We start from the raw sequence: 22,294 nt of genomic DNA, 5'->3' as shown, positions 1-22,294 counted from the left end.
GACTTTCACAAATCTATTTCTTCTTTGGGTTAGGCTTCATTTTCGCCTCTGGTTGACGGTCTAAAATAGCGCGCAGTTCTGCGACAACCGCTGGCTGCAAAGGAGCCATATTACGGGTCTCCTGCGGATCTTCTTGGTAATCGTAAAGCTCTATGTCTGCCATGTTTGCAGCAGCCCCAGGTTGCTTCCACTCCACCAGACGATAACGCTCTGTGCGGATGGCACGGCCGATGATGGGTTTCCCTTCGCGTTGGCGCGGGAAGGCGTGGGTAGCATGGTCGCGGACACGCATGGAAGGATCGCGCAATACCGGTACAAGACTGGTTCCGTCCAGAGGCTGGGGCCCTGTGTGGGGAGGCAAGCCAGCAAGCTCCACCAATGTTGGCAGGACGTCCACCGTCTCAGCCGGCTGGCGGGTCGAAGAGGCGGGAGCTGCAATGTCTGGAGCGATGAAGATGAGGGGAATGCGATTGGCCTGCTCATAGTTGGTGTGCTTCGTCCACATGCCATGGTCGCCCAGGTGCCAACCGTGATCCCCCCACAGCACAATGATGGTTTTTTGGGCTAAACCTTGAGCATCCAGTTCATCCAAGACGCGGCCCAGTTGGGCATCCATAAAACTCACGGCCGCATAATAGCCATGCAGGAGCGTGCGCTTGATTTCTGGCGTTAGAGGTGGGTTTTCAGGGATGGGCGCGTAGTTGTTCAGTTCTCCCAAAGTCTTTCCAGCATACACGGGTGCTCCCTCAGGCGGAGTGACCCTTTTGGGTAGAGTGAAAGCATCCCGATCATGCATGTCCCAATATTTCTTGGGCGCTGTGAATGGCAGGTGAGGCTTCACAAAACCTAAGGCAAGGAAAACGCGCTGTTCTGGCTTTTCTTTGATTTTCCGCAGCCGCTGAATGGCGGCATCCGCGATGCGACCATCTGCATAAGCATTGTCCGGCACATCCTGATTTTCCCAAGCAGCTCCGCGTGGTAAGTCACGGATATTGTTAAGCTCTTGGTTCGTAAAGTAGGCTTCTTCACGAGTGAGTTTGCCATCGGCTGAATTCGCAGGGTCCAGGTATTCGATCACCTTTTCTTTGATGGGTGGCACGCTCCAGGAAATCTCGTCGTCATGATTGCCATGTCCCGTGTGGAGAATCTTGCCAATGGCTTCCGTGTGCCAGCCGTGGGATTTGAAATACTGGGGTAAAGTCACCGCGCCTGGCACAGCTTGGCGAAAGTTATCGCTGAGATTGTAAATGCCTAAGGAGGTAGATCGAGAACCTAACAACAGATTGTTTCTCGATGGCGCACAAACGGCCTGATTGCAGTAGGCGAGATCAAACCTCATTCCACGTGCAGCGAGGCGGTCGAGATTCGGCGTCTGGGCGAGGGGGTCACCGTAACAGCCGATGGCAGGCTTGAGATCATCCACACAAATCAGCAAGATATGGGGGCGCTCAGAAGCACTCGCCGCTGCATGCAGCGTGGCAAGGACGAAGAGAAAGCAAAGAAGGCGGTGCATATTCAGACTTTCTTTTTACCCTTCTTACCTTTTTTGTTAGGCAAAGGGTCACCATGCGGCAAACCCCAAATCCAGGGGATGACTTGGGCACGTTTGGCCCAGGTTTCCCATTGGTTCGCCATAGCTTTCACGCGTTCTGGCTCACTCGCAGCGAGGTCATGCTGTTCTGTGCGATCAGCCTCCATATTGTAAAGTTCCCAAGCACCCTGCGGGCCTTTGGCGACGAGTTTCCAGATACCATCACGCACAGCCCGGTTGCCTTCATGCTCAAAGAAGATGGGCTCCTTGCGGCCAATCGATTCACCTTTGAGAGCCGGGTGCAGACTCACGCCTTCGACAGGCTTAATCTTCTGCCCAGCATGCTGCGTGGGGTAACGAGCCCCGGCGACATCCACACAGGTGGCCATGAGATCAATGAGGTGGGCAGGCTGAGTCTCCAGTGCATTATGACGCCCAGCCGGGATGCCCTTTGGCCAATGAGCCACGAGAGGCGTGCTGATCCCGCCTTCATGCACCCAGTGCTTGTATTCTCGAAAGGGTGTGTTGCTGACATTCGCCCATGCTTCACCGTAACCGTGATAGGTATCCGCCCCCCCAGGAAGGATGCCATAACCCTGGCGCATCGGGTAACCATCCCGGGTTTGTTTGGGGATCATGTCTGGCTGTAAATCGGTAGCCGCCATTGCGGGTAAAGTGGGTTGTGAGGCACGCGGTTTAAGGGGGCCGTTGCGCCCCATGCCTTCGGCACAACCGCCGTTATCCTGGAAGAAAAGAATCAGAGTATTTTCATACTGCCCCTGCTTTTTGAGTTCAGCTACGAGACGGCCGATGCCTTGGTCCATGCAGTCAATCATCGCCGCAAAGACTTCCATGCAGCGGGTTTCGAACTCGCGATTTTTCACCGTGCTCCAAGATCCGCCTGCTTGCGCAGTCACCTGCCAACTTGGCGGCAGGAGCCTCAGTTTTTTCATCTTCTCTACGCGGGCCGCGCGGATGGCATCATAACCCCCATCATATTTGCCCTTGTATTTGGCCATGTCTTCTGGCTTTGCGTGCATGGGCCAGTGAGGCGCCGTCATGGCCACATACATGAAAAAAGGCTGCGCCTGGTGATCTCGCGCATGATCTGCCACAAAGCGTGTGGCGTGGTCAGCAATGGCATCGGTGTAGTAGAAAGACTTGGGCTGATAATCCTTATCGGCAAAGGGGGAGATGAATTCGTTATCACGGGTGAGCGTGTTGGGATCAAAATAGCTGCCTGCACCATGAATGGTGCCATAAAAACGATCGAACCCGCGCTGGAGAGGCCAGTTTTCTTTGGCATCGGCAACCAGAGGGTTCACTTTTTTGGTGACGTGCCATTTTCCAGCCATGTAGGTGCGATAACCTGCAGGCTTGAGCACTTCTGCGATGGTCACGGCATCCCGGCTCAGTTCGCCACGATAACCTGGCAGGCCTTTGTCATCCATCATGTGGCCGATGCCTGCCTGATGCGGATACAAACCGGTGAGCAAAGCCGCGCGGGTGGGGCAGCAGCGGGCGGTGTTGTAAAACTGAGTGAAGCGCACGCCTCCCTTGGCCAAAGCATCCAGGTTCGGTGTATCAATCTCGCTGCCAAAACAACCCAAGTCGGAGTAACCCATGTCATCCGCCATGATGAGGATGATGTTAGGCCGATCTGCCCCATGGGTGGACAGGATGGTTAAAAAGAATCCGAAGAGCAGAAAGAATCGCATTTCCTTATCACGAAGCATCTACCCCCATCTTGCCAATGAAAAAGGCACCGCTGCCTATCTGGAATGCAAGTGCATGAATTTAGATCATCTTGTTATTTCACCTCTGGTGACGACGGGACCAGATACTTTTTCTGAAACTCAGCCGAGGCGTCATGGCCCTCGGCAATCCATTTCACTTCATCTTGGCGAACGGACTCCTGATACTCCGCCCCCTTTTTGAGGGCAGTCTTGAGGCTAGTTTCGACTTTCTTGAGATCGAACCCATAAGAAACACGACCACTCAATTCACACTTCTTCATGAGACGCGCTTTTTCCGTTTCATTCGGGGCTTTCAAAGCGGCGTGCATGTAGCAAAGACTGGCGAGGTTTGCCGCATTATCCCGGATGTCTCCGGCAATGAGAAGATCTCCCAGAGCTTCCTGTAGCAATGGATTGTCATAGTCAGCAAAGAAGATCATGCCCGTCACGCCACGGATGGCATCAGCCCGTTGTTTGGTGCTGAGCGTCAAACTTTGTGTGCGGCTGGCAGGCATCCCTCCAGCTTCCATTCTGGCGACAAAAGAGGCAAACCCTGGAATACCACCATAACCGATCTCCGAAGGTCCTTCCGGTTCGGGCGGCGTGGCGCGAGTTTCCAGAATCCATTCCACTAACCACTTTTGATACTTCTCGCGACCAAAGTGGGCATTGGCATTGATGGCGAGAGCTTTGTCGATGTAACGGAGGGCTTCTTTGAGATCTCCGGTGTAAATATAAAAGGTGCCAAGGTTTGAGTACGTCTCATACAAACCCGGGATCAGTTTGTCTTTACGTAACATCGTCTGAATGGCCGCCTGATGATCCCCCAGTTTGTGTTGGGAAACGGCCAAGTCATCCAAGTGAATTGGCAAGGATTGATCTGAAGCGATGTCTTTCTCACGCTGCTGAATGCGCCACTGATGAAACTCTTTTGAGTGGCGGGCAAAGCTTCCGCTGATCAAAACCCCGATACCGGGGAAACGAGCGCGTTCAGCATCAAGCGTGTCTTTGTCCCAGAGACAGCCAAAAGCATTCTGAATTAACAACAGCCCCATGACTGCCCACTTCAACATCGGTAAACTCATCTCATGATCATACTACATCCTAGCCTGGTGGTGAAGCCTAATCATGAAGCCCCCAAAAAAGCTCAGTCTAAAAGAGTGAGGGTGATGCGGCGCAGGTCCATGACTGATTTTCCAGGGATTTCCAGAGCACGAAGAGTCAGCGGCCCCTGCCCGGCCTGAAGCTTCATTTGGCCGAGGTTTAGCGTGCGGAACTCCTTCATTTGCGACTCTCCATCAGGCCGTGGAAGAGTGTCTTGATTGGTATAAAGTGGAGGGTCCCAGCCTGGCGTGACCTGATTTTTAAGACGGCTGTCTTTGAAAGACAACTCAACGGTCGAACCCGCATCGCCAACCGGGCAGGTATAATCCACTGTGACTTCGTAGCGCCCTGCCGTATGGACATCCAGCAGCCATACGAGGTGATCCTCTTTGTTTGTCCAATTGACGAAATAAGAGCAGTTAGGAGCGTTACTGCTGCGTTTCACACCTCCGCGCGGATCGCCATCACGAGCAGGCAACATGGTGATGGGAAACTCGCGATAGCCTACAGGAATGGGACGGGGATCCACGGCATTACCTGCCCCCTTCTTTTTGCCTTTAGCCTTAACTTCTTCTGTGGCTACTCCAAAGACTTCTTCACGCCAAGTGGCCACAGCCGCGCTTAGTTTCGCGGCTATCGCTGGCTCTTGGTCATTGATCGCCTTCGTCTGACCGGGGTCGGCCCGCATATCATAAAGTTGCCCCGCATTGTCCAGACGATGCTGCTGAGTGCGCACGCTGATATTGGAGCCCCAAGTGGAGAAAATCATGCGATCAGGCCAGCCTGTGTCTTGTTTTTTGAGAAGCGGCGTCAAGTCGCGGCCATCCAGCGGCTTATCCCCCACTCGTGGGATCTGCGCCAAAGAGACGAGAGTGGGCAAAAGGTCAATGGCACCAGCGATCTGAGTGACGGTATGTCCCTGGGGCAGCGAGGAAGGCCACGAAATGTAAAAAGTAGAGCGGACGCCACCTTCATCTGTGGTGCCTTTTTTACCTTTCATGCCGCCTGTCCAGCGATGGCTATTCGGACCATTGTCGGAGAAATAAATGACGATGGTATTTTTAGTTAGACCATGCTCCTTCAACTTATCTAGCACCCGACCGACATTCCCATCTTGATTCTCGATCATAGCAAGAGCGCATCGAGTTTCGTCCGCCACTTCTTTGGCGACATCGGTAGCAGTTTGTGTGATGGGCTTATCTTTGAGACGCTGCCAATCTTTCTCAAGCGCGGCCCATGGCGAGTGCGGGGTGGTGAATGGCACGTAACAGAAAAAGGGCTTTTCCTTATTCCGATCAATGAAGCTCAAGACTTTGTCCGTGCAGATATCTACGATGTAACCTTTCTCTCGTACCATCTTGCCATTCTGTTCAAGCGGGGGGTCAAAATATTCCCCCCAGTGGCCTGAGGTGTGGCCATAGTACTCATCAAAACCACGTGCCATGGGATGATATGGCCATTGGCTGCCATTGTGCCATTTGCCAAAGGCACCGGTGGCATAACCTGCCGCCTTAAAAGCATCGGCCACGGTTTTTTCGCTCAAGTCTAGGCGCTCTTGTCCGGTGGATACCCCCCGCACCCCGCCGCGTGGATGGTAACGACCGGTCAAAAACTCCGCACGAGTAGGTGAGCAAACAGGACAGACAAAAAAGCGATCCAGTGTGACCCCAGCTTTGGCGATGGAATCGATGTGTGGCGTGGACACCATCTGATTGCCATTTTGGCTGTAGTCGCCCCAACCCGCATCGTCGGCCAGGAAGACGACCACATTCGGTTTGGGTAACTGTGCCAGAGCCATCGAACAAAGGCTAAGCAGAACGAGCAGAAAACGTTTCATGATCAAAGGTAAGGCGAGTTGGCCGAGCACGAAAAACGCCGTGCTAAGGAGATTCCTTCATTTTCTTGTGATGGAATCGTTACCAGCCCAATCATAAGTCGTTTCGTCTTCCAAGGTATGAAAAGACCGATGGCTGCCCGTGCAACCATCGGTCTCACATGCAAATAAACAGCCAACTATTTCTGCACTGGGGGAGTCGTCTCAGCAGGCAGGGACTGATTTTCCAGCCACACGTACTCTTTCCAGGCACCTTCGTACAAACGCACATTGGGGTAACCAGCCACATGCTTCAGGTAAAAGCGCACCAGGCTGCCTTCGCGGGAAGTACCGCAGTAACAGATGATTTTTTTATCAGGCGTGATGCCTGCTTTTTCGAGCTCGGCTTTCACTTCGGAGAAGGGTTTGAACTTATGGGTATTGTCTTTTTCCATGAGGCGAGCCCAATGAAAACTGACCGCTCCTGGAATGTGGCCTTTGCGCAGCCAGACATCGTCCTCACCGATGAATTCATTCAGCGGACGTGCATCCACGAGGATCACGCCAGCCTGATTTTTTTCCGCTTTCACAGCCGTGATGTCAGCCGCGATTTCCGGAGCTCCTTTCTCAGGCAGAACTCCCGTTGGATTGCCAAAGTAATGCTGAGTGGTGGGATTCCCTTCGGCCTTCCATCCTGGCAGCCCTCCATCCAGGATGCGAATGTCCTTGATGCCGGCTTTTTCCAAGACGTGAGCCACCATGGTCGCGCTAAGGATTTCGTCATTCGGCAGCACGGCCCCAGTGGCATAGAGGAGATGCGTGCGATCCTTATGGGCTCCGGCCCGGAGGAGAAGCGCCTGAGTCAACTCCTCTGGCAGATATTGCACAGGCACGCCTGCGTCGGTGCCACGGAGAGTATCAAAATTAAGGTGGTGCGCGGTGGGCAAATGGCCACGGAAGTAGTCTTTATAACCGCCGCGCGTATCGAGCACGATGGGACGTTTGGCAGCGTCTGGATTCTCGATCAGCGCCTTGGCTTCAGCAGGAGTAATGAGGCCGATGTCTGCCTGAGAAGCGGGTGCCCAAAGGGCCAGCAGAGCAACGAATGTGTGGAGAGGTTTCATGGTCGGTGGGATAGGTTAAAATTAAAAAGTGAAAACGAAGTTAATCTTGGCGATGAAACTCACGGAACCTTGATCAGGGAAATTCGCCCAGGTTTCCAAAACGATGTTTTTCGTTAGGCCATATTTAGCCCCGACAGAAGGCAACCAGGCTTCTTGATCACGCACCTGTACCAAATCGGCATTGAGATTGAAATCACGATCCAGAAGTTTCCAGGTGCGGTCCACCCCTAACAGTAAGCTGTTGCCATTCGTCTGAACGCCGTAACCCAGATGGAAGCGAGCCAGACCGAAATCATGAGCAAGCATGGCATAGGTGAAAGGATCCCCCGCACGCTCAATGTCACTCAGGGCAACCCCAGCCACACCCAGGGCAAAGGCACCCTTTTCCCAAGGCTGAAAGCCAAGCTTGGTCTGGAACAAAAGTGGACCGCTCAGATCTGGCCCGAGAGGGCTGTCCAGGCCCCATTCTAGATTTGCGGGCCCCAGTTCCCAGCCTGTCTTAAATCCCATCCAAAAGGAATGCTGACCTTCGCCATTGGCCGCAAACTGATTGGCCCCGCCAAAGCTGCTGAAGGCTTGGATGGCAACCGTGCGGTGAGGCACCGTATCAGCCGTGGGGATGTTATTGAGTCCGGTAGGCGTCGCGTACAGGGAGGAAGCGACGGTTAGAGCCAGGAGGCAGATGGTTTTTTTCATGTGAGGTCGAGAGAATCCATAAAACTTCAAGCAGCCTGGGCAGCCCAGTACACAGCCGCAGCCAACAATGCCCCGCATGGCAGCGTGATGACCCAGGCCAGCAATACGGGGATCGCCGTGCGCCATCGCGCCTGATGCGTGGCCACGCCAATGCCTAACAAAGCCCCCACAGAGACATGGGTGGTGGAAAGAGGCAGACCATAAACAGACCCAGTAATTCCTAAAAAGGAGGTCGTCAGATTGGCGACAAACCCCTGCCCTGGGTTCATGCCCGTGATTTTATGAGCCAGCGTCTCGGCTACTTTACGGGCACTGAGCAGCCCCCCAAGGGTCATAGCCACCGTGACCAGTAGAAGACCTTGAGGACCAGCCCAAAAGGCTAGGCCAGCCAGCAGCGCAGCCATCTTGGGGGTGTCATTGAGACCCCGGGCAAAACAAACAGCACCCGCACCGAGAAAGTGGGCCACATCCAGCGTGCGTGTGCGATGATCTGGCACCCACTTCAAGGTATGCAACACCCCATGGAGAACGGCCCCAAGGATGATGGCCACCACCGGTCCTAAAAACAAAGGTAAGGCGAAGACCTTACCCAAATGAGTCAGATTTACCCCGGCTGGACTCGCCAGCCAACCGGCTCCCAATAAAGCCCCCGTAAGGGCATGCGTGGTGGAAACGGGAAAGCCCAGCCAAGTGGCCAAACTGCCAGTGAGAGCTGCGCCCGCAGCCACAGAAAAAAGAAAAGCGGGCTCTGCAATCAAGGTATCCGGCACCAATCCCTTTCCCGAAAAGGCCTTCAACAACTGTGTCGAAGCAAAAACCGCGCATAATGCTCCCGCAGCCGTCGCCACCGCAGCCCAGTTCACCGCCACCCGATACGTCGTGGTGCCACTGCCAAACAAAGAAGCCACACCTTTAAAATTGGCATTGGCTCCGTTGGCATAAGCAACCGCAAACGCAGCAGTCAGTATGAGGAGTGAAAACACGCCCCTCGAAACATTATCTTATTTGCGCAGTCAAGCAAATATAACCCAAAATTCAAGCCTTCGGCCCACAAAAAAGCTCGCCCTGTCAAAAATGACGGGGCGAGCTGAAAACATTTTTCAGGTCGTCAAAAGAACTCAGTGAGAGACTTCTGCTGGCGCATCCAATTCCTTTGGTGGCCAGAAGGCAAACAGCAGGAGCAGTGCGGCTGCTAAGGACATGCCCGTGGGCCAGAGGAAGAGCTCACGATAGTTGACGACACCGTTGGTGGTCAAATCACCCTGCAACGGAATGAAGATCAACTTAGCCGCTAAATCTCCCAATCCCAGCACTAGAAGATTGAAGAGCCCCTGGGCGCTGGAACGAACATCTTTGGGGAAGGCCGCATCAATGAAGATGTAGAGAGTGGCAAAGAAGAAGGCGTAGCACACGCCATGCAGCACCTGGACCAGGATGATCATCGTCTGGTTTTGTGGCATGAAGGCAAACACGGCGAAGCGGGCAGCATGCCCCAGCACGCCCAGAATCATGGTCGTTTTCCAGCCCATGCGGGAGAGGAACCAGCCGAGCACCGCCATCGTCAGAATTTCTGCGATTTGGCCGATGCTCATCACGGGCATGATCCACTGGGCCTTAATGCCCACGGTTTCACTGCCCAAGAAGCTTCCAGCCATGAGGAAATATCCGTTATGAATGGTAGCATCGATAAACGTGACGATGAAAAGAACGAGCAGGAAGGGCTTTTTGAGGAACTTCGCTGCATGCAGCCAAGCAAAACCACTTTCCCCTGCTTTTGCAGGCTTTGGTGGCGTGTGCGGCAGGCCGAGACTGAATACTGCTAGCACTAGAGAGGAGATACCCGAGACGAGGAAGATATTTCGACTAGCAGCCACCGCTTCAGCACCTGCCTTGCCTTCTAGCACGAAGTAAAGCGGCCAAGCGGCCAGCATCCAGCCAATGGTGCCGCCCATGCGAACCAATCCGAATTCCTTTTGTGCATTTTTTAGATGCGCAAAAGCGATAGAATTCGAGACCGAAATCGTCGGTACATAGAGGAGAGAATGCAGGAGCATCAGTCCAAAAAAGGTCGGAAAATCCTTTACCCAATACATCCCAAGGATTGCCAATCCACCGACGAGGTGGCTAAACGCCATGAACTTTTCCGCAGAAAAATTGCGATCCGCGAACTGATTGCTGAAGAAGATCCCCAGAACAGAAGCAATAACAAAAGCTGTTCCCACCCATGTGATTTGAGTGTCGGTGAAAGCCAGACCATCTTTTCCCATATACCCCCAGATCAGCGGCAGCCAAGCCCCCCAGATGAAGAACTCCAAGACCATCATGACAAACAGCTTCTTAGCAGCAGGGGATTTCATATCGGGAGAGAAAGAGCGAGAATAGGGAGCGGAACAAACGCTGGCAAGACAGGATTCCTGGCAAAGCACTTTGGTTTTCATTCCCATCATCTTTGCACCACCTTGTTCAAGAGCACGCCGTCCTTGTCATTCACCAGGAGCGCGCTAAGAATCGCTCCCCGCGTGGCGTGTTTAGACCTGCCATGCTCTCTGACCCTTTTCTCCACATGACCGCCGACACCCTCCCCATCGAACACACGGAAGAAACCAACGCCCGCATCCTGGCGGTGAGTGAAGACCGGGTGAAGGGTTTTCATCAGCACCCCTTCCAATTCATTGCCGAAGAAAGCGGCCTACCTTTTGAGACGGTGGTGGCACGCATCCGCGCCATGGTCGCCGGGGGCGTCATCCGCCGGGTGCGCCAGACCCTGCTGGCCAATAAGCTGGCCGAAGGTGCCCTAGTCGCCTGGAAAGTCCCGAATGAGAAACTGGACGCGGCCTTTGAATTCATGTTCAAGGAAGACCCCTTCAGTGGACATGTCGTTCTTCGTTCGACCGATCGTGAAGTCAGCGGCAGTGACTATAAGTTGTGGACCACACTAAAAGTGCCCCAAGGCACGGATATGACGGAGCATGCGGATGTCCTGAAGCGGCTAACCGGAGCGGAAGAATACCTTCTCATGCCTGCGCATGGCATCTTTGCCCTCGGCGTGGGCCATGTCCGCCGCAAGACAATGGAACCGGGCGAGAAGTCCGATGAACCGGCCAAAATGATGACCACCAACATCGCCGATTTGGATGAAGAAGAGTGGAACGTGTTGCTGAATCTGAAGGGTGAGCTTTCGCTAGAAGAGATCAGTCCGGAGCCCTGGGCAGGCCGCGCGATGGCCGCCGGCACCACGCTGGAACGCTTCTGCGAAGTCGCTAAAAACCTCGACAAAAAAGGCGTTATCGGTCGCTTTTCCACCTTTCTGGAGCACGTGAAACCCAGCCAGACTGGCGTGCGTGTGACCCGCTTCAACGGCCTATTCCATTGGAAAGTGCCTGAGGGCATGCAGGAGCGTGGTGGCGCCGAAGTCGGCCGTCACACCATCATGACCCACTGCTACTGGCGCGAAGGTGGTCCCCGCTTTGGCAATGTGAACATCATGGGCGTGGTGCATGGCACTGACAAAGACCTCATCATGAAGCACAAAGAAGCGATTGATGACCACCTCGCCTCCATCGGCATTCCAGTCGAGTACACCAACGTGTTTTGGGGCGGTCGCAGCGAGATCAAACCTAGCGAAATCAGCCCCTTCGTTTACCGCGAGTGGCATCAAAAGTGGGACTCTGTAGAAGGCCCCGTGGTCTAGCCCACTCTAAAATACCGCTTTGCGATGGAAGAGGAAACTCTCTAGCAAAAGCACACCCAGAAGACTCCAAATCAGCATCTGCGACCAGTCGCTAAAACGACTGGCTCCAGATAACTTAGGCAGTGGCGTTGTGGAGGCAACTGAGGTGGAGCCAGGAATGTCCGTTTCCTGTACAGAAGCCAGCGCACTAGCTCCCGTATGCCCCTCGGCTGTTTGCCAAGCCCCTAACCGCTGGATGGCAAGCAAGCCGGAAGGTGCGGTATCCGTCGCATCACTAAACTGTGTACCGTCCCATTCGGTCCACTGAATGAGTCCAGCTTCTTCCAGCAAATCACCTGGGCGCTGCACTTTCAGCCCGGCTGCAGACTCATCTCCTTCCGTGCACCAGTAGAGAGCATTGCCAAGCATCAGGGGAAAAGCAGGCAAAAGGGCCAGTTGCTCAGACTTGGCTGGAGAAAAAGCCGTCACCACCAACCGCTGTCCATTGACCTCTCCTGCAGCGAGCACCGGCTCTGCACCAGCCATCCACAAAGGCTCAAAAGAACTGCCCAGATCCAAAACACCCGTCTGAGTAATCGCCAACCGAGTGGGTGAAACGCGGAATAGCACCGGGTGATCCGGTGCCACGCTGCGCACGCTGTCATGCGGAAGCCCCGCACTTTGGAGAGGCTTCACCTGCACGGGCCCTATGGATTTGAGCGGATTGAGCGCGATCACTGGCCGATCCGTCGGCCACTCAGGTGGCAGCCATTGCTCAAAGACATACACATCAGGCTTATCCTTCATGGGCCAGGCTGCGGGACTTCCCTTCAGCATCTCGATCCGCCCAGCTTCGATCATGGAGGTCATAGCCAGTTCTGTAAATGGATCGGGCTTCTCAGCGACCCAGGCCACGACCAAAGGACGTGCATTGGGCAGCGGAGCAGCTACAGCATCATCCCAGCCCAGGCAGTCACCAGCGGCCTTTAACCGCATTTCCACCCGCTGCCCACGCACACCTTCCAAAGGTAGAATGAGAGTGCTGGATTTGCCAGGTTCCAACTCCAACTCCCGAAGTTGAGCCAATCTCCCAGCCAATGTGACTTCCAGCGTTGCGGTCACTTTTCCTGCATTGGCACTCGCCGCAGTGACTTTGACAAAACCTTCATACCGATCTCTCGCCAGGGGGGCCTGGCGGATCTGAAAGCCTGTGATGCCTACATTCGTCAGGCTGGGCAAGGCCACGCCCGTAAATTCATAAGCAAGGCCCGCTGTATCTACCCAGACGGTATCTCCCGCATGCCACACTTGAGTCCCCTTCTCCAACTCGGCCAGACGCCGCACCACCGTTACCGCCGCATCGGTTCGGCCTTCCACCGGGACAGGACGGATTTCATCCAGCAGTCGCAGGCATTCCCGACGATTGCGGTTTCGCGAAAGCAGTACCTGCGCCTTGGCATCATAAGTGACTAGGGAGATGACCACCTGATCAGGGAGGCGATTTAGACGATCTCGCAAAAGCCGCCGCGCCTCCTCCACCCGAGTCTTGCCAGCAGCATCCTTAGCGGCCATGGAGGCTGAGCGATCCACTACCACGATCACGGCACCTGTGGATTCATTCCCCGCATTGCCCACAGGCCTGCCGAGAGCTAAAACGCCCAGCCAAATCACCAGCAACGTCAGCAACAAGGACAGCCATTTTTTAAGCTGACGCAGCCAAGCGGATTCTTGGTGTTCACGCGATAGCGAACGAAAAAACAACAGTGTAGAAACCGGCACCCGGCGCGCCTTTTTCCGAAACAGATACAGTGCCAGCGGAATGAGCGCCAACCAGGCCAGATGCAGAAGCTGGGGATTCAGGAATTGCATGCAGTCGCTCCTTCTAGACGCCGCCCGCCAGCGCACTGCCACGGTTCAGAAGATCCAGGAAGCGGTCCTCAAAAGGTTCCTCCGCCCCGCACTGCATGAAGTCAATGCGGTGGGCCGCGCACTCACGGGCCAGGTTTTCGCAAAAGGCATCAAAGCTGTCCACATAACGCTGTACGTCCCGTCGTGTCAGCCAAAAGCGACGTTTCTCCCCCGTCTCCACCTCTGCCAGTTCCACCTCACCTTCTAGGGAAGGCTGCCTCTCTTCGGGGTGCAGGATCTGTACAAAATGGCACTCCCCAGGCCAAGCAGCAGCACGTTTCACGGCCTCAGCCGCCGTATTCACATCGCGACCAAAAAAGTCGGAGATGACAAAGATCACCCCATAACGTTGTCGCGTCGGGTGGAACTCCGTGAAACCGCGCTCTAAGTCCGTGAATCCGCCATATTTCAGGCGCGTCGCGGCCTGGATGATCTTCTCGATGTTCCCCTGCCCTCTCAGCGGCGGCAGTTCCTGGCGCACGGTGTCATTCAGAGAATACAGGCTTACTCTTTGCTGCCCCGCTAACCCTAAGTAGGCCAAAGCGACGGCGAACCGCAGGGCCTGACGTCGCTTTTCCCCAAACGGCTCCGCCATGGAGCCACTGGTATCCACCAGGATGTGCAGGTTCAGCTCCTGCGTCTCCTCGTAAAGCCTAACAAAAAGCTTATCCAGACGCGCATACAGCCGCCAGTCAATGGCCCGATAGTCCTCGCGCGGCGTGTAGTGGCGGTAGTCTTTGAACTCTCGGGTAAAACCCGTGGCGGGGGTGGATTGTGAACCACGCCGCATCAGTGACCTCCGTTTCCGCAGACGCACGGCCAGTGAGCGAAGCCGGTCCAGAAAGGCCGCATCGAAGAGGTCATCGCGGGCAAGAGTTTCGGAAGGCATGGGCAGGCAGAGTTTACGTCCAAAAACAGGTCTTTTATCCATGTGGACACCTGCTAGCACAAGCATTTACGTCACCAGAATGACCCACGACCGAGGATTGCTCGCAAGCAGGCCCGTTGTTGAGAGCAAACTTCCCTATTGACTCCCGGCAACCGCCTGAGCACTGAGCACGTTCCATCCTTCTCCATGTCCCGCAATTATACCCTGCACACCGCGCCCCACGCGGCACCCCGCATTGACTACAAAGCGGAGCTCAATGAGCAGCAGTATGCCGCCGTGACCACCCCGCCGGGGCAGACCCTGGTGATCGCAGGCGCAGGTTCGGGGAAAACCCGCACGCTGACTTACCGCGTAGCCTGGCTGCTGGACAATGGGGTGCTGCCGGAGCAGATCCTCCTCCTCACCTTCACCAATAAGGCTGCCCGTGAAATGCTGGAGCGAGTCACCGCCCTGGTCCCCGTGGATACGCAGCGTCTCTGGGGTGGCACCTTCCACAGCATCGGCAACAAGCTCCTGCGCTGGAATGCGGAACGCCTGGGCTATCGCAAAGGTTTTTCCATCATGGATCGTGAGGACCAGAAAGACCTAATGGAAACCGTGGTCAGCAGCAGCGGCATTGACACCGCCGGCTTCCGTTTCCCCAAAGCCGAAGTGCTGGGAGACATCTACTCCATGGCGGATAATACCTGCACGCCACTGAAGGAGATCCTGCTCACACGTTATCCTTACTTCGAAAAAATCACCGACCAGATCATCCACATTCGCAAGCTCTACCAAGACAAGAAGGTAGAGACCAACTGCATGGACTTCGATGATCTGCTGACCCAATCCGTCCGCCTACTGAAAGAAAATGAGGACCTGCTGGAGCGCTACCGTAGCCAGTTCGAATTCGTGCTGGTGGATGAGTATCAGGACACCAATGGCCTGCAGTCCCAGTTTGTCGAAATGCTGACCGGTGAGGATGGCAACCTCATGGTGGTAGGGGACGATGCGCAATCCATCTACTCCTGGCGCGGGGCGGATGTGACCAACGTGCTGAACTTTCACGAGCACTGGCCGCGCGCCCGGGTCCACAAGATTGAAGTCAACTATCGCAGCGTGCCCGAAGTGTTGGAACTGGCCAATGTCTCCATCGGCAATAACAAGGCGCAGATCCGCAAGAACCTGCAGCCTTCCAGGGAACCCAAAGGCCAGCTCCCTGCCCTGGTGCCGCTGGATAACGGCAGTGCCCAGGCCTCCTTCATCGCCCAGCGCATTCTGGAACTTCAGGATGAAGGTGTGGAGCTAAACGAAATCGCCGTCCTCTACCGCGCTCATTTCCACAGCATGGAAATCCAGATGGAGCTGACCAGCCGCGGCATTCCCTTCCAGATCACCAGCGGTCTGCGGTTCTTTGAGCAGGCCCATGTGAAAGACGTGGCCGCCTTCATGAAATTTGCCGTCAACCGTCGGGATGAAGTCAGCTTCATGCGCATGGTGAAGCTCATCCCCGGCATCGGCGGAGCCAGCGCCACCAAGGTCTGGAGTGAATGGTTAAAAACCGAAGCCGCCCAGGCCGAAGTGATGACCGGCAAGTTCTCGGATCTGCTCATCCCCATGAGCGTGCCCAAGAAAGCCCGCGAGACCTGGGACCAGTTCGCCTACACCCTGGATGAACTCATCGTGGATGGCAAAATCGCCACCCCTCCCGAGATGATCCGCAGCATCTATGATGGTGTTTATGAGGAATACATGAAGTCCAAGTTTAAGAACGCCGAGCAGCGCCAGCAGGACCTGGAGCAGCTCAGCAACTACAGCGTGCGCTTCACCGATCCGCTCGAATTTCTCAGCCAACTTTCGCTGCTCAGCGGCGTCGATACAGACAACAAACCGGATCAGCAGGACCGCGAAGCCGTCACCCTTTCCACCGCCCACCAGGCCAAGGGTCTCGAGTGGCACAGCGTCTTCGCCGTCTGGATGGCCGACGGCATGTTCCCCCACGCCCGCGCCATTGAGGAAAGCGATGCCGGCCTGGAGGAAGAACGCCGTCTTTTTTACGTCACCGTCACCCGCGCCAAGGACGAGCTGTACTTGACCTACCCACTCATCAATCATCAGGCCCGCGATGGCGACATCCTCATGAAACCCAGCCGCTTCATTACCGAGCTGCCCATGGAACTCATGGAAAAATGGAATGTGCGAAGCGGGTGGTGAGGGAGGAGTTTATGGTATCCGAATACATCTTGGATCCAACTCAGATGCATCCGTAATGGATATAAACTTCGGTGCTATCTGCATTGACTAACAAATAATAAGACCATCCATCGTCATTCCGTCGCTACATTCTGGCGGCTTTCCAAGTCTTTGGATCTGGGGCATCAGGTAATGCCACAATCGGCCCCCACACCTCTAATTGTTCAAACGATGGATCTCGCTCCAACTGCATCTCTAGAATCAGGCGATCAACATCTGCCTTCAAACACTTGAAATAATAGGTATCGGAATAGTCTGCCACTCCACCTCCCCGGAAGTAATATCGGAGACCTTCTGAACCAAGAGGTAACGTAGCACTAGCGTATTGTTTCAGCCGATGCTGCGGTGTCGGCGGAGACGTGATCAAGCTCGACAATTGCCACAAAAAACAGAGAAGCGCCGGAGTAATGATCCAAGCCGTTCGAAATCGGTTCCACTTTCCCCAAACATACATCGCATAGACCAACAGACTCCAAGGCAAGAAATAAACAACCCACCCTATCCCCGTGAAAAACACGTGTAAAAGCCCGCTGACAAGGCCTTCCAGATGATCCGTGTATCGGATTGCTTGCTCCACAACAAACGCCCCTGTTACAAGAGCAAATGAACAAGCTAACGCTGCGGAGAAATGAAGCTGCTTATTCTCTGTTTTGGTGGGCATTGATGAAAAATTGTTAGACTACGAAAAGCCTCAGATTTTCACGTGTATCGAATCACTCCCCCGGCGTCTCATTCGTCACCGCGAAAGCCGAAGCTTTGATGGTTTCCACAGGACGCACCTCAAATACCAGCCCGCAGGCCAGACAGGGATTGCCAGACATGTATTCGGCCGCTTGATCCAGGCTGTCAGCGAGGACGAACCAGTAGCCACCGATGACCTCTTTGGTCTCGCCGTAGGGTCCATCGGTAATCCCCTGATTGCGCGACAACGTTTTGCCTCCCGTCGCCAGCCTCTGACCATGACGCATCTTACCCTCCTCAACCATCCGGTCTATCCAAGAGTAAAAATGATCAATGGTCGCCTGGATGGTTTCAGGCGGCAGGTCTTTGTCCCATTGGCCGCGAGAGAGGACGAGATATTCGGAAGGGGAAGCAGGCGAATCCATGGCCTCATTTTACCAATTCGTTCACCTCTGTCTTGAGAATTGTTAAGCCCAAGTAAAGGGCATTGCCCCCTGAACCCATTTATGAGAAACGAGCCGCTGCCTCATGAAAATTTCTCCCCTTTTTGTCCTTTGGACAACGCTTGCTTCCTGCTTGGCCCCCATCGCCAAAGCTGGAGATGGAGTCATTGACCTGACGAGTCTGGCCAATTACGCCGATCAGACGGTGCCAGCCTACATCACCCGCAACAACACCCCGCCAGGCAACGCCATCACGGACAAGGGAGCCACGCTGGGGCGCGTGCTGTTTTATGACAAGCGACTGTCGCGGAATGACAGCATCTCCTGCTCATCTTGCCACCAGCAAGCTCATGCTTTCAGCGATACCGCCACGGCCAGTACGGGCGTGAATGGCACGACGGGCCGGCATTCCATGCGGCTCATCAATGCCCGCTTTGCTCAGGAGGTACGGTTCTTTTGGGATGAGCGTGCCACCTCGCTGGAAAACCAGACCACCCAGCCCATCCGCGATCATGCCGAGATGGGATTCAGCGGGGCTAATGGAGATCCTGCTTTCTCTGAGCTGCTGGTGAAGCTGGCTGCCATTGAAGAGTATCGCGTGCTGTTCACCATGACCTTTGGGAACAGCACCATCACCGAGGCTCGCGTGCAACAGGCCATCTCCCAGTTCATCCGCAGCATTCAGTCCTTTGACTCTCGTTTCGATGCTGGCCGTGTGCAGGTGGCCAACGCGAACACCGCCTTCCCAAACTACACCGCGCAGGAAAATGCGGGAAAACAGCTCTTCCTTGCCCCGCCTCCGGGAGGCGCAGGATGTGCAGGGTGCCATCGGCCCGGTGAGTTTGACATTGACCCCGCCAGCGGAAACAACGGCGTCATCACCAAGATCGGCGGAGGCACCGATTTGACGAACACACGCTCTCCATCACTGCGAGATCTTGTAGGGCCCGGCGGCCAGTCCAATGGGGCATTCATGCATGATGGCAGCCTCACCTCACTGGCCCAGGTGGTGGAACATTACAATGCCATACCCAACCCTCCTGACGGGAATACGGGCCTCGACAACCGTCTTCGCCGTCCCGGCAATCAAACTCAAAACCTCAATCTCACCCAGCCACAGAAAGACAGCCTCATCGCCTTTCTACGCACACTCACCGGCAGTGCCGTTTACACCGATGCCCGCTGGTCAGATCCCTTTGATGACCAAGGCAATCTCACCCTCATCGTCTTCCCGCCCACGGAGATCGCCATTCAAAAAACGGCAAGCAACACGGCAAACGTCATCTGCCAGGCCGTTCCAGGTTTGTCCTATCAACTTCAGTCTTCGACGGATCTGGTGAATTGGAACAGCATCGTGGCCACGGTGACCGCCGACCTCAATGGTCTCTGCCAGCACAGCGTCAGCCTAACCAACTCCAAGTTCTATCGTTATGCTTATGTGGTGACGCCCTGAAGTATTCCAAGGTAAATGGGTCCAGTTTTCCCTCCATGTCGTTCTTTTAAACTTAAAAAAAGGGTGGGCAGATTCCCCCAATTTGTGCGTTTAGATCATTTCTACCCACACCATGAATCCCCGCATCCTCATCGCCCCGCTCCTTGCCATCACCTCCGCAGCCTTGGCTGCCGACCTGCCGACCATCCCTTCCAAGTCGATTGCCAATAAGAAAGAGCTGCTCTTCAGTGATGATTTTGAAGGCTCCGCCCCTGATAAAGTCTGGCACAAAGTGGTGCCGACTTTTGTCGTCGAGAAAGGCACGCTCAAAGGCACCCAGACCCGCGATGTGACCATCCCGGCCGCCAATGGCAAACCGGAAATCCGCGCCCATGCCGCCGTTCACGGCCTGGAAATCCCCACAAAGGACAGCGTGGTGGAGGCCAAAATCCGTTTCGATGGGGCCACGATGATTGATGTCGAATTCGATGACCGCAAATACACGGGTGCTCACTATGGCCACCTCTGCCGCGCACAGGTTCGGTTGAATGGCGTCACCCTCATTGACGAGCGCGACGGCGGCATGCGCAATGACATCCGCGAGATGCGCAACGACCCCAGCAAAAAAGCTGAAGTGGCCAAACTGCTGGCAGGACGCTCAGCCACCTTCCCCGCCAAGCTGGAAACGGGCAAGTGGTACACCCTGGTCGTTGAAACCGCGGGAGATGAAATGCGCGTCACCCTAGATGGCAAACCCGCAGGTTTCCTCAAATCCTCCGGCATCGCCCACGCCACCAAGTCGAAGATCGAACTCGGTGTCGCAGGCAAAGACGGTTATTTCGACGACGTGAAAGTCTGGAATGCCGAAGCAGCCAAGTAAAATTCTAACAGCCCGGCCTGCGCGTTCCATCAGTCCACCAGAACGCGCAGGCTGGAGGCAGCCAGGGCAGCCTTCACCTGTTTCAGTCCGGTCGCAGCCAAGGGCTTGAGCGAGGCCGGAGCTTTCTTTTGACCTAACATCAAGTGCTTTAACGAAGCCAGGAACAGCTCTTCTTGGTCCTCGATGGCGATGTCTAGGGACTCTGGGAATTGGGCATCCAGAATGGCGCAGCCATCATCGGAAGTGTCCATCAATTCATCCGCCCAGCGCAGCACGGTATCCGTAGGCGTCACATTCGGGAAACGTTGGGCCACCAGGGCCAACAGATCCGCCCGGTTGGTGACATTCATCAGCAGGGCCAGAAAGAAGCGATGCTCCGGCTCGCCAATGCTGCTGCGCATGCCTTTGATGGCATCGCGATGCACGCACTCTTCCAGAGTAGCGGCCACGCCCTGGGCCAATTCCCCATGCTTGGTTTCAAAAACCGATAGCGCAGTTCCCCACTCGCCCAAATTTGCCAAAGCTCCCATGCAGTGCTGCAAGATGTAAAAGCCACGCTCAAAGTCCAAGTCTGAGATCATCTCGATCACGAAATCCGCATACTCAGGATCTTCAGTCTGCTCCAAGACATCCAGCAGTTGTTTGCGGCGCATGGTCAGGAAATCGCTGAACATCGGGTCTAGGGCGACGTGAGGAGGCAGGTAGTTAAACTGAGGACCCGTGCCCGGATCATTCTGCGTGCGCACCACCACCGTCACCGAGGGGGTATCCAGATGGAAGAGCGAATGGATGCACCGGTGCCCCGAGATGATGGGCACCGTGCGCCCCGTCTCCAGCAGTTCGATGTTTTTCATCCGCACCTGCCCCATCTGTAGATGCGGGGTGATGGCATGGTTTTTTTCAAACTCATAATGTGCATGGATGCTGGAGCCATGCATCACGTGAAAGGCCCCAGAAAACTCATGCTGATGAATGTCCGTCGTCCCATCCATCCAGAAAAGCAGTTGGATGTAAAAACGCGGATGCTCATACGCCACCAGCTCCGGCTGGCCAAAACCGGACTGAGTTTGCAAAGGCTGCTCATCATTGAGTAGGAACTCCCTCATCAATGCTGGAAGGTCCACATGCTGGGCTGGCGGGCGCTCATCTAGCACCGCTTGTGCGATGCCAGGAAACTTCTCCAAAGAGAAATTTGCCAGCTTCCAGCGCTTCAAAACGGCTTGGCCCATGTCCTTGAAAAAATCATTCATCGGCCCACCCATCCACCAAGGCATCCATTCCGACAAGAACCATTCAAAGGTGTCGGGAAACATCCCGTTAACTGCGCCTGCTTCCCTCTTGCACCACAGCGGCAACGCGCTCCTTTGGCAGATGGAGGCGGCACGTGGCGCAGCCTTTTTCTAGTTTTCCTTCATGAAGCCTTTCCTCACCCTCGCTCAAGCCCGCACCCCCGAGGGAGCTGAATTGACCCTGCATTCACACGACTCAGAATTTTACATTCGGGTAAATCGTCAGCCCTTGATGGGAACGAATGCCTCCGAATCTGAGAAGGTTCTAGCGGAACTAGCGTGCAGCCGTCTGCGCCAGCACACGGCCCCCCGTGTTCTCATCGGGGGCTTGGGGCTCGGCTTCAGCCTGCGTCGCGTACTGGAGTGTGTGGGGCCTGAATCCCATGTTCAAGTCGCGGAATTATTACCTGAAGTCGTCGCCTGGAACCGCGAATTTCTTACCACCGTCAATGGCCTGCTGCTGGATGACCCACGCGTGGAAATTTCAGTCATGGATGTTTTTCAAATCCTTGCTCAAGCGCCCACAGGTCATTACGATGCCATATTATTGGATGTGGACAATGGCCCTATCGCGATGGTCAAGGAGGGCAATGGCCGCCTCTATCAAGCTCAAGGATTGGCCACCATCTCCCGCGTTTTAAAACCTGGAGGCCGCGTGACCTTCTGGTCCGCAAGTCAGGACTCAGCCTTTGCTCGCCGACTGGCCAAAGCAGGCTTCAAAGTGGAGATCGTTGGCTGCAAAGCTTATCCTCAAGCGAAGAAAAAGACGCATACCATTTTTGTGGGCGACCGAAGCTAGCCAACAGCCCGCCTAACAAAAAGATTCGTCAGGGGCAAAAACTGCCCATCGTGCATGAAATTCGCGT

18 protein-coding genes are annotated in these 22,294 nt (G+C 55.0%); 5 read left to right on the top strand and 13 right to left on the bottom strand.

Annotated elements, in window-relative coordinates; all coding sequences use genetic code 11:
• Nucleotides 1–13: 13 nt before the first annotated feature.
• The 8 genes from HNQ64_RS17725 to HNQ64_RS17690 form a co-directional block, all read right to left on the bottom strand.
• Nucleotides 14–1,513, bottom strand: a complete 1,500-nt coding sequence (locus HNQ64_RS17725; RefSeq protein WP_184211130.1) for a sulfatase — start codon at nucleotides 1,511–1,513, stop codon at nucleotides 14–16.
• Nucleotides 1,514–1,515: 2 nt separating this feature from the next.
• A complete protein-coding gene (locus HNQ64_RS17720; RefSeq protein WP_184211128.1) occupies nucleotides 1,516–3,249 on the bottom strand; it encodes an arylsulfatase in 1,734 nt (577 codons plus the stop codon).
• 92 nt (nucleotides 3,250–3,341) lie between these two features.
• On the bottom strand, nucleotides 3,342–4,340 hold the full coding sequence (locus HNQ64_RS17715) for a tetratricopeptide repeat protein (protein WP_184211126.1): 999 nt from the start codon (nucleotides 4,338–4,340) through the stop codon (nucleotides 3,342–3,344).
• 74 nt (nucleotides 4,341–4,414) lie between these two features.
• Nucleotides 4,415–6,208, bottom strand: coding sequence for an arylsulfatase (locus HNQ64_RS17710; RefSeq protein ID WP_184211124.1), 1,794 nt, complete (start codon nucleotides 6,206–6,208; stop codon nucleotides 4,415–4,417).
• A gap of 176 nt (nucleotides 6,209–6,384) precedes the next feature.
• Nucleotides 6,385–7,308, bottom strand: a complete 924-nt coding sequence (locus HNQ64_RS17705) for a sulfurtransferase (RefSeq protein WP_184211122.1) — start codon at nucleotides 7,306–7,308, stop codon at nucleotides 6,385–6,387.
• 21 nt (nucleotides 7,309–7,329) lie between these two features.
• Entirely contained in the window at nucleotides 7,330–8,004 is a 675-nt protein-coding gene (locus HNQ64_RS17700; protein ID WP_184211120.1) for a hypothetical protein, read from the bottom strand.
• A 26-nt stretch (nucleotides 8,005–8,030) separates the two neighbouring features.
• Nucleotides 8,031–8,987, bottom strand: coding sequence for an inorganic phosphate transporter (locus HNQ64_RS17695; protein WP_184211118.1), 957 nt, complete (start codon nucleotides 8,985–8,987; stop codon nucleotides 8,031–8,033).
• A 135-nt stretch (nucleotides 8,988–9,122) separates the two neighbouring features.
• The gene (locus HNQ64_RS17690; protein WP_184211116.1) at nucleotides 9,123–10,361 is read right to left on the bottom strand and encodes a nucleoside permease; all 1,239 of its coding nucleotides are present in this window, start codon (nucleotides 10,359–10,361) and stop codon (nucleotides 9,123–9,125) included.
• A 206-nt stretch (nucleotides 10,362–10,567) separates the two neighbouring features.
• Here HNQ64_RS17690 and HNQ64_RS17685 point away from each other — a divergent pair, with 206 nt between their 5' ends.
• Entirely contained in the window at nucleotides 10,568–11,695 is a 1,128-nt protein-coding gene (locus HNQ64_RS17685) for an Lrp/AsnC family transcriptional regulator (protein ID WP_184211114.1), read from the top strand.
• A gap of 6 nt (nucleotides 11,696–11,701) precedes the next feature.
• Here the strand turns inward: HNQ64_RS17685 and HNQ64_RS17680 are convergent, their stop codons facing one another.
• On the bottom strand, nucleotides 11,702–13,543 hold the full coding sequence (locus HNQ64_RS17680) for a vWA domain-containing protein (RefSeq protein ID WP_184211112.1): 1,842 nt from the start codon (nucleotides 13,541–13,543) through the stop codon (nucleotides 11,702–11,704).
• A gap of 13 nt (nucleotides 13,544–13,556) precedes the next feature.
• Entirely contained in the window at nucleotides 13,557–14,471 is a 915-nt protein-coding gene (locus HNQ64_RS17675) for a DUF58 domain-containing protein (RefSeq protein WP_184211110.1), read from the bottom strand.
• A 186-nt stretch (nucleotides 14,472–14,657) separates the two neighbouring features.
• Between HNQ64_RS17675 and HNQ64_RS17670 the strand changes: the two genes are divergently transcribed.
• Complete coding sequence (locus HNQ64_RS17670) at nucleotides 14,658–16,664, top strand: ATP-dependent helicase (RefSeq protein ID WP_184211108.1); 2,007 nt, start codon at nucleotides 14,658–14,660, stop codon at nucleotides 16,662–16,664.
• A gap of 124 nt (nucleotides 16,665–16,788) precedes the next feature.
• Here HNQ64_RS17670 and HNQ64_RS17665 read toward each other — a convergent pair whose 3' ends face one another.
• Both HNQ64_RS17665 and HNQ64_RS17660 read right to left on the bottom strand, forming a co-directional pair.
• Nucleotides 16,789–17,364 (bottom strand): hypothetical protein, encoded by a 576-nt coding sequence (locus HNQ64_RS17665; protein WP_184211107.1) that lies wholly within the window; start codon nucleotides 17,362–17,364, stop codon nucleotides 16,789–16,791.
• Nucleotides 17,365–17,416: 52 nt separating this feature from the next.
• Nucleotides 17,417–17,809 (bottom strand): YciI family protein, encoded by a 393-nt coding sequence (locus HNQ64_RS17660; protein WP_184211105.1) that lies wholly within the window; start codon nucleotides 17,807–17,809, stop codon nucleotides 17,417–17,419.
• 103 nt (nucleotides 17,810–17,912) lie between these two features.
• Here HNQ64_RS17660 and HNQ64_RS17655 point away from each other — a divergent pair, with 103 nt between their 5' ends.
• Both HNQ64_RS17655 and HNQ64_RS17650 read left to right on the top strand, forming a co-directional pair.
• Nucleotides 17,913–19,280, top strand: coding sequence for a cytochrome-c peroxidase (locus HNQ64_RS17655; protein ID WP_184211103.1), 1,368 nt, complete (start codon nucleotides 17,913–17,915; stop codon nucleotides 19,278–19,280).
• 112 nt (nucleotides 19,281–19,392) lie between these two features.
• Complete coding sequence (locus tag HNQ64_RS17650) at nucleotides 19,393–20,139, top strand: LamG domain-containing protein (RefSeq protein ID WP_184211101.1); 747 nt, start codon at nucleotides 19,393–19,395, stop codon at nucleotides 20,137–20,139.
• A 29-nt stretch (nucleotides 20,140–20,168) separates the two neighbouring features.
• Here HNQ64_RS17650 and HNQ64_RS17645 read toward each other — a convergent pair whose 3' ends face one another.
• Nucleotides 20,169–21,389, bottom strand: a complete 1,221-nt coding sequence (locus HNQ64_RS17645; protein ID WP_221305487.1) for a hypothetical protein — start codon at nucleotides 21,387–21,389, stop codon at nucleotides 20,169–20,171.
• Between the two features lie 163 nt (nucleotides 21,390–21,552).
• On the opposite strand from HNQ64_RS17645, the gene HNQ64_RS17640 reads away from it, so the two are divergent.
• A complete protein-coding gene (locus tag HNQ64_RS17640; RefSeq protein ID WP_246431097.1) occupies nucleotides 21,553–22,227 on the top strand; it encodes a spermine/spermidine synthase domain-containing protein in 675 nt (224 codons plus the stop codon).
• The last annotated feature ends 67 nt before the right edge of the window (nucleotides 22,228–22,294 follow it).

Source organism: Prosthecobacter dejongeii, from assembly GCF_014203045.1.
GTDB classification, from domain to species: domain Bacteria; phylum Verrucomicrobiota; class Verrucomicrobiia; order Verrucomicrobiales; family Verrucomicrobiaceae; genus Prosthecobacter; species Prosthecobacter dejongeii.
This window is presented reverse-complemented; position numbering and strand designations above follow the sequence as displayed.

Coding starts and splice junctions, on each gene's coding strand:
- HNQ64_RS17700 (WP_184211120.1), bottom strand. CDS start 8,004: ATGAAAAAAACCATCTGCCTCCTGGCTCTAACCGTCGCTTCCTCCCTG.
- HNQ64_RS17685 (WP_184211114.1), top strand. CDS start 10,568: ATGACCGCCGACACCCTCCCCATCGAACACACGGAAGAAACCAACGCC.
- HNQ64_RS17645 (WP_221305487.1), bottom strand. CDS start 21,389: ATGAATGATTTTTTCAAGGACATGGGCCAAGCCGTTTTGAAGCGCTGG.
- HNQ64_RS17650 (WP_184211101.1), top strand. CDS start 19,393: ATGAATCCCCGCATCCTCATCGCCCCGCTCCTTGCCATCACCTCCGCA.
- HNQ64_RS17715 (WP_184211126.1), bottom strand. CDS start 4,340: ATGTTGAAGTGGGCAGTCATGGGGCTGTTGTTAATTCAGAATGCTTTT.
- HNQ64_RS17660 (WP_184211105.1), bottom strand. CDS start 17,809: ATGGATTCGCCTGCTTCCCCTTCCGAATATCTCGTCCTCTCTCGCGGC.
- HNQ64_RS17670 (WP_184211108.1), top strand. CDS start 14,658: ATGTCCCGCAATTATACCCTGCACACCGCGCCCCACGCGGCACCCCGC.
- HNQ64_RS17675 (WP_184211110.1), bottom strand. CDS start 14,471: ATGCCTTCCGAAACTCTTGCCCGCGATGACCTCTTCGATGCGGCCTTT.
- HNQ64_RS17665 (WP_184211107.1), bottom strand. CDS start 17,364: ATGCCCACCAAAACAGAGAATAAGCAGCTTCATTTCTCCGCAGCGTTA.
- HNQ64_RS17705 (WP_184211122.1), bottom strand. CDS start 7,308: ATGAAACCTCTCCACACATTCGTTGCTCTGCTGGCCCTTTGGGCACCC.
- HNQ64_RS17690 (WP_184211116.1), bottom strand. CDS start 10,361: ATGAAATCCCCTGCTGCTAAGAAGCTGTTTGTCATGATGGTCTTGGAG.
- HNQ64_RS17655 (WP_184211103.1), top strand. CDS start 17,913: ATGAAAATTTCTCCCCTTTTTGTCCTTTGGACAACGCTTGCTTCCTGC.
- HNQ64_RS17710 (WP_184211124.1), bottom strand. CDS start 6,208: ATGAAACGTTTTCTGCTCGTTCTGCTTAGCCTTTGTTCGATGGCTCTG.
- HNQ64_RS17640 (WP_246431097.1), top strand. CDS start 21,553: ATGAAGCCTTTCCTCACCCTCGCTCAAGCCCGCACCCCCGAGGGAGCT.
- HNQ64_RS17725 (WP_184211130.1), bottom strand. CDS start 1,513: ATGCACCGCCTTCTTTGCTTTCTCTTCGTCCTTGCCACGCTGCATGCA.
- HNQ64_RS17720 (WP_184211128.1), bottom strand. CDS start 3,249: ATGCGATTCTTTCTGCTCTTCGGATTCTTTTTAACCATCCTGTCCACC.
- HNQ64_RS17680 (WP_184211112.1), bottom strand. CDS start 13,543: ATGCAATTCCTGAATCCCCAGCTTCTGCATCTGGCCTGGTTGGCGCTC.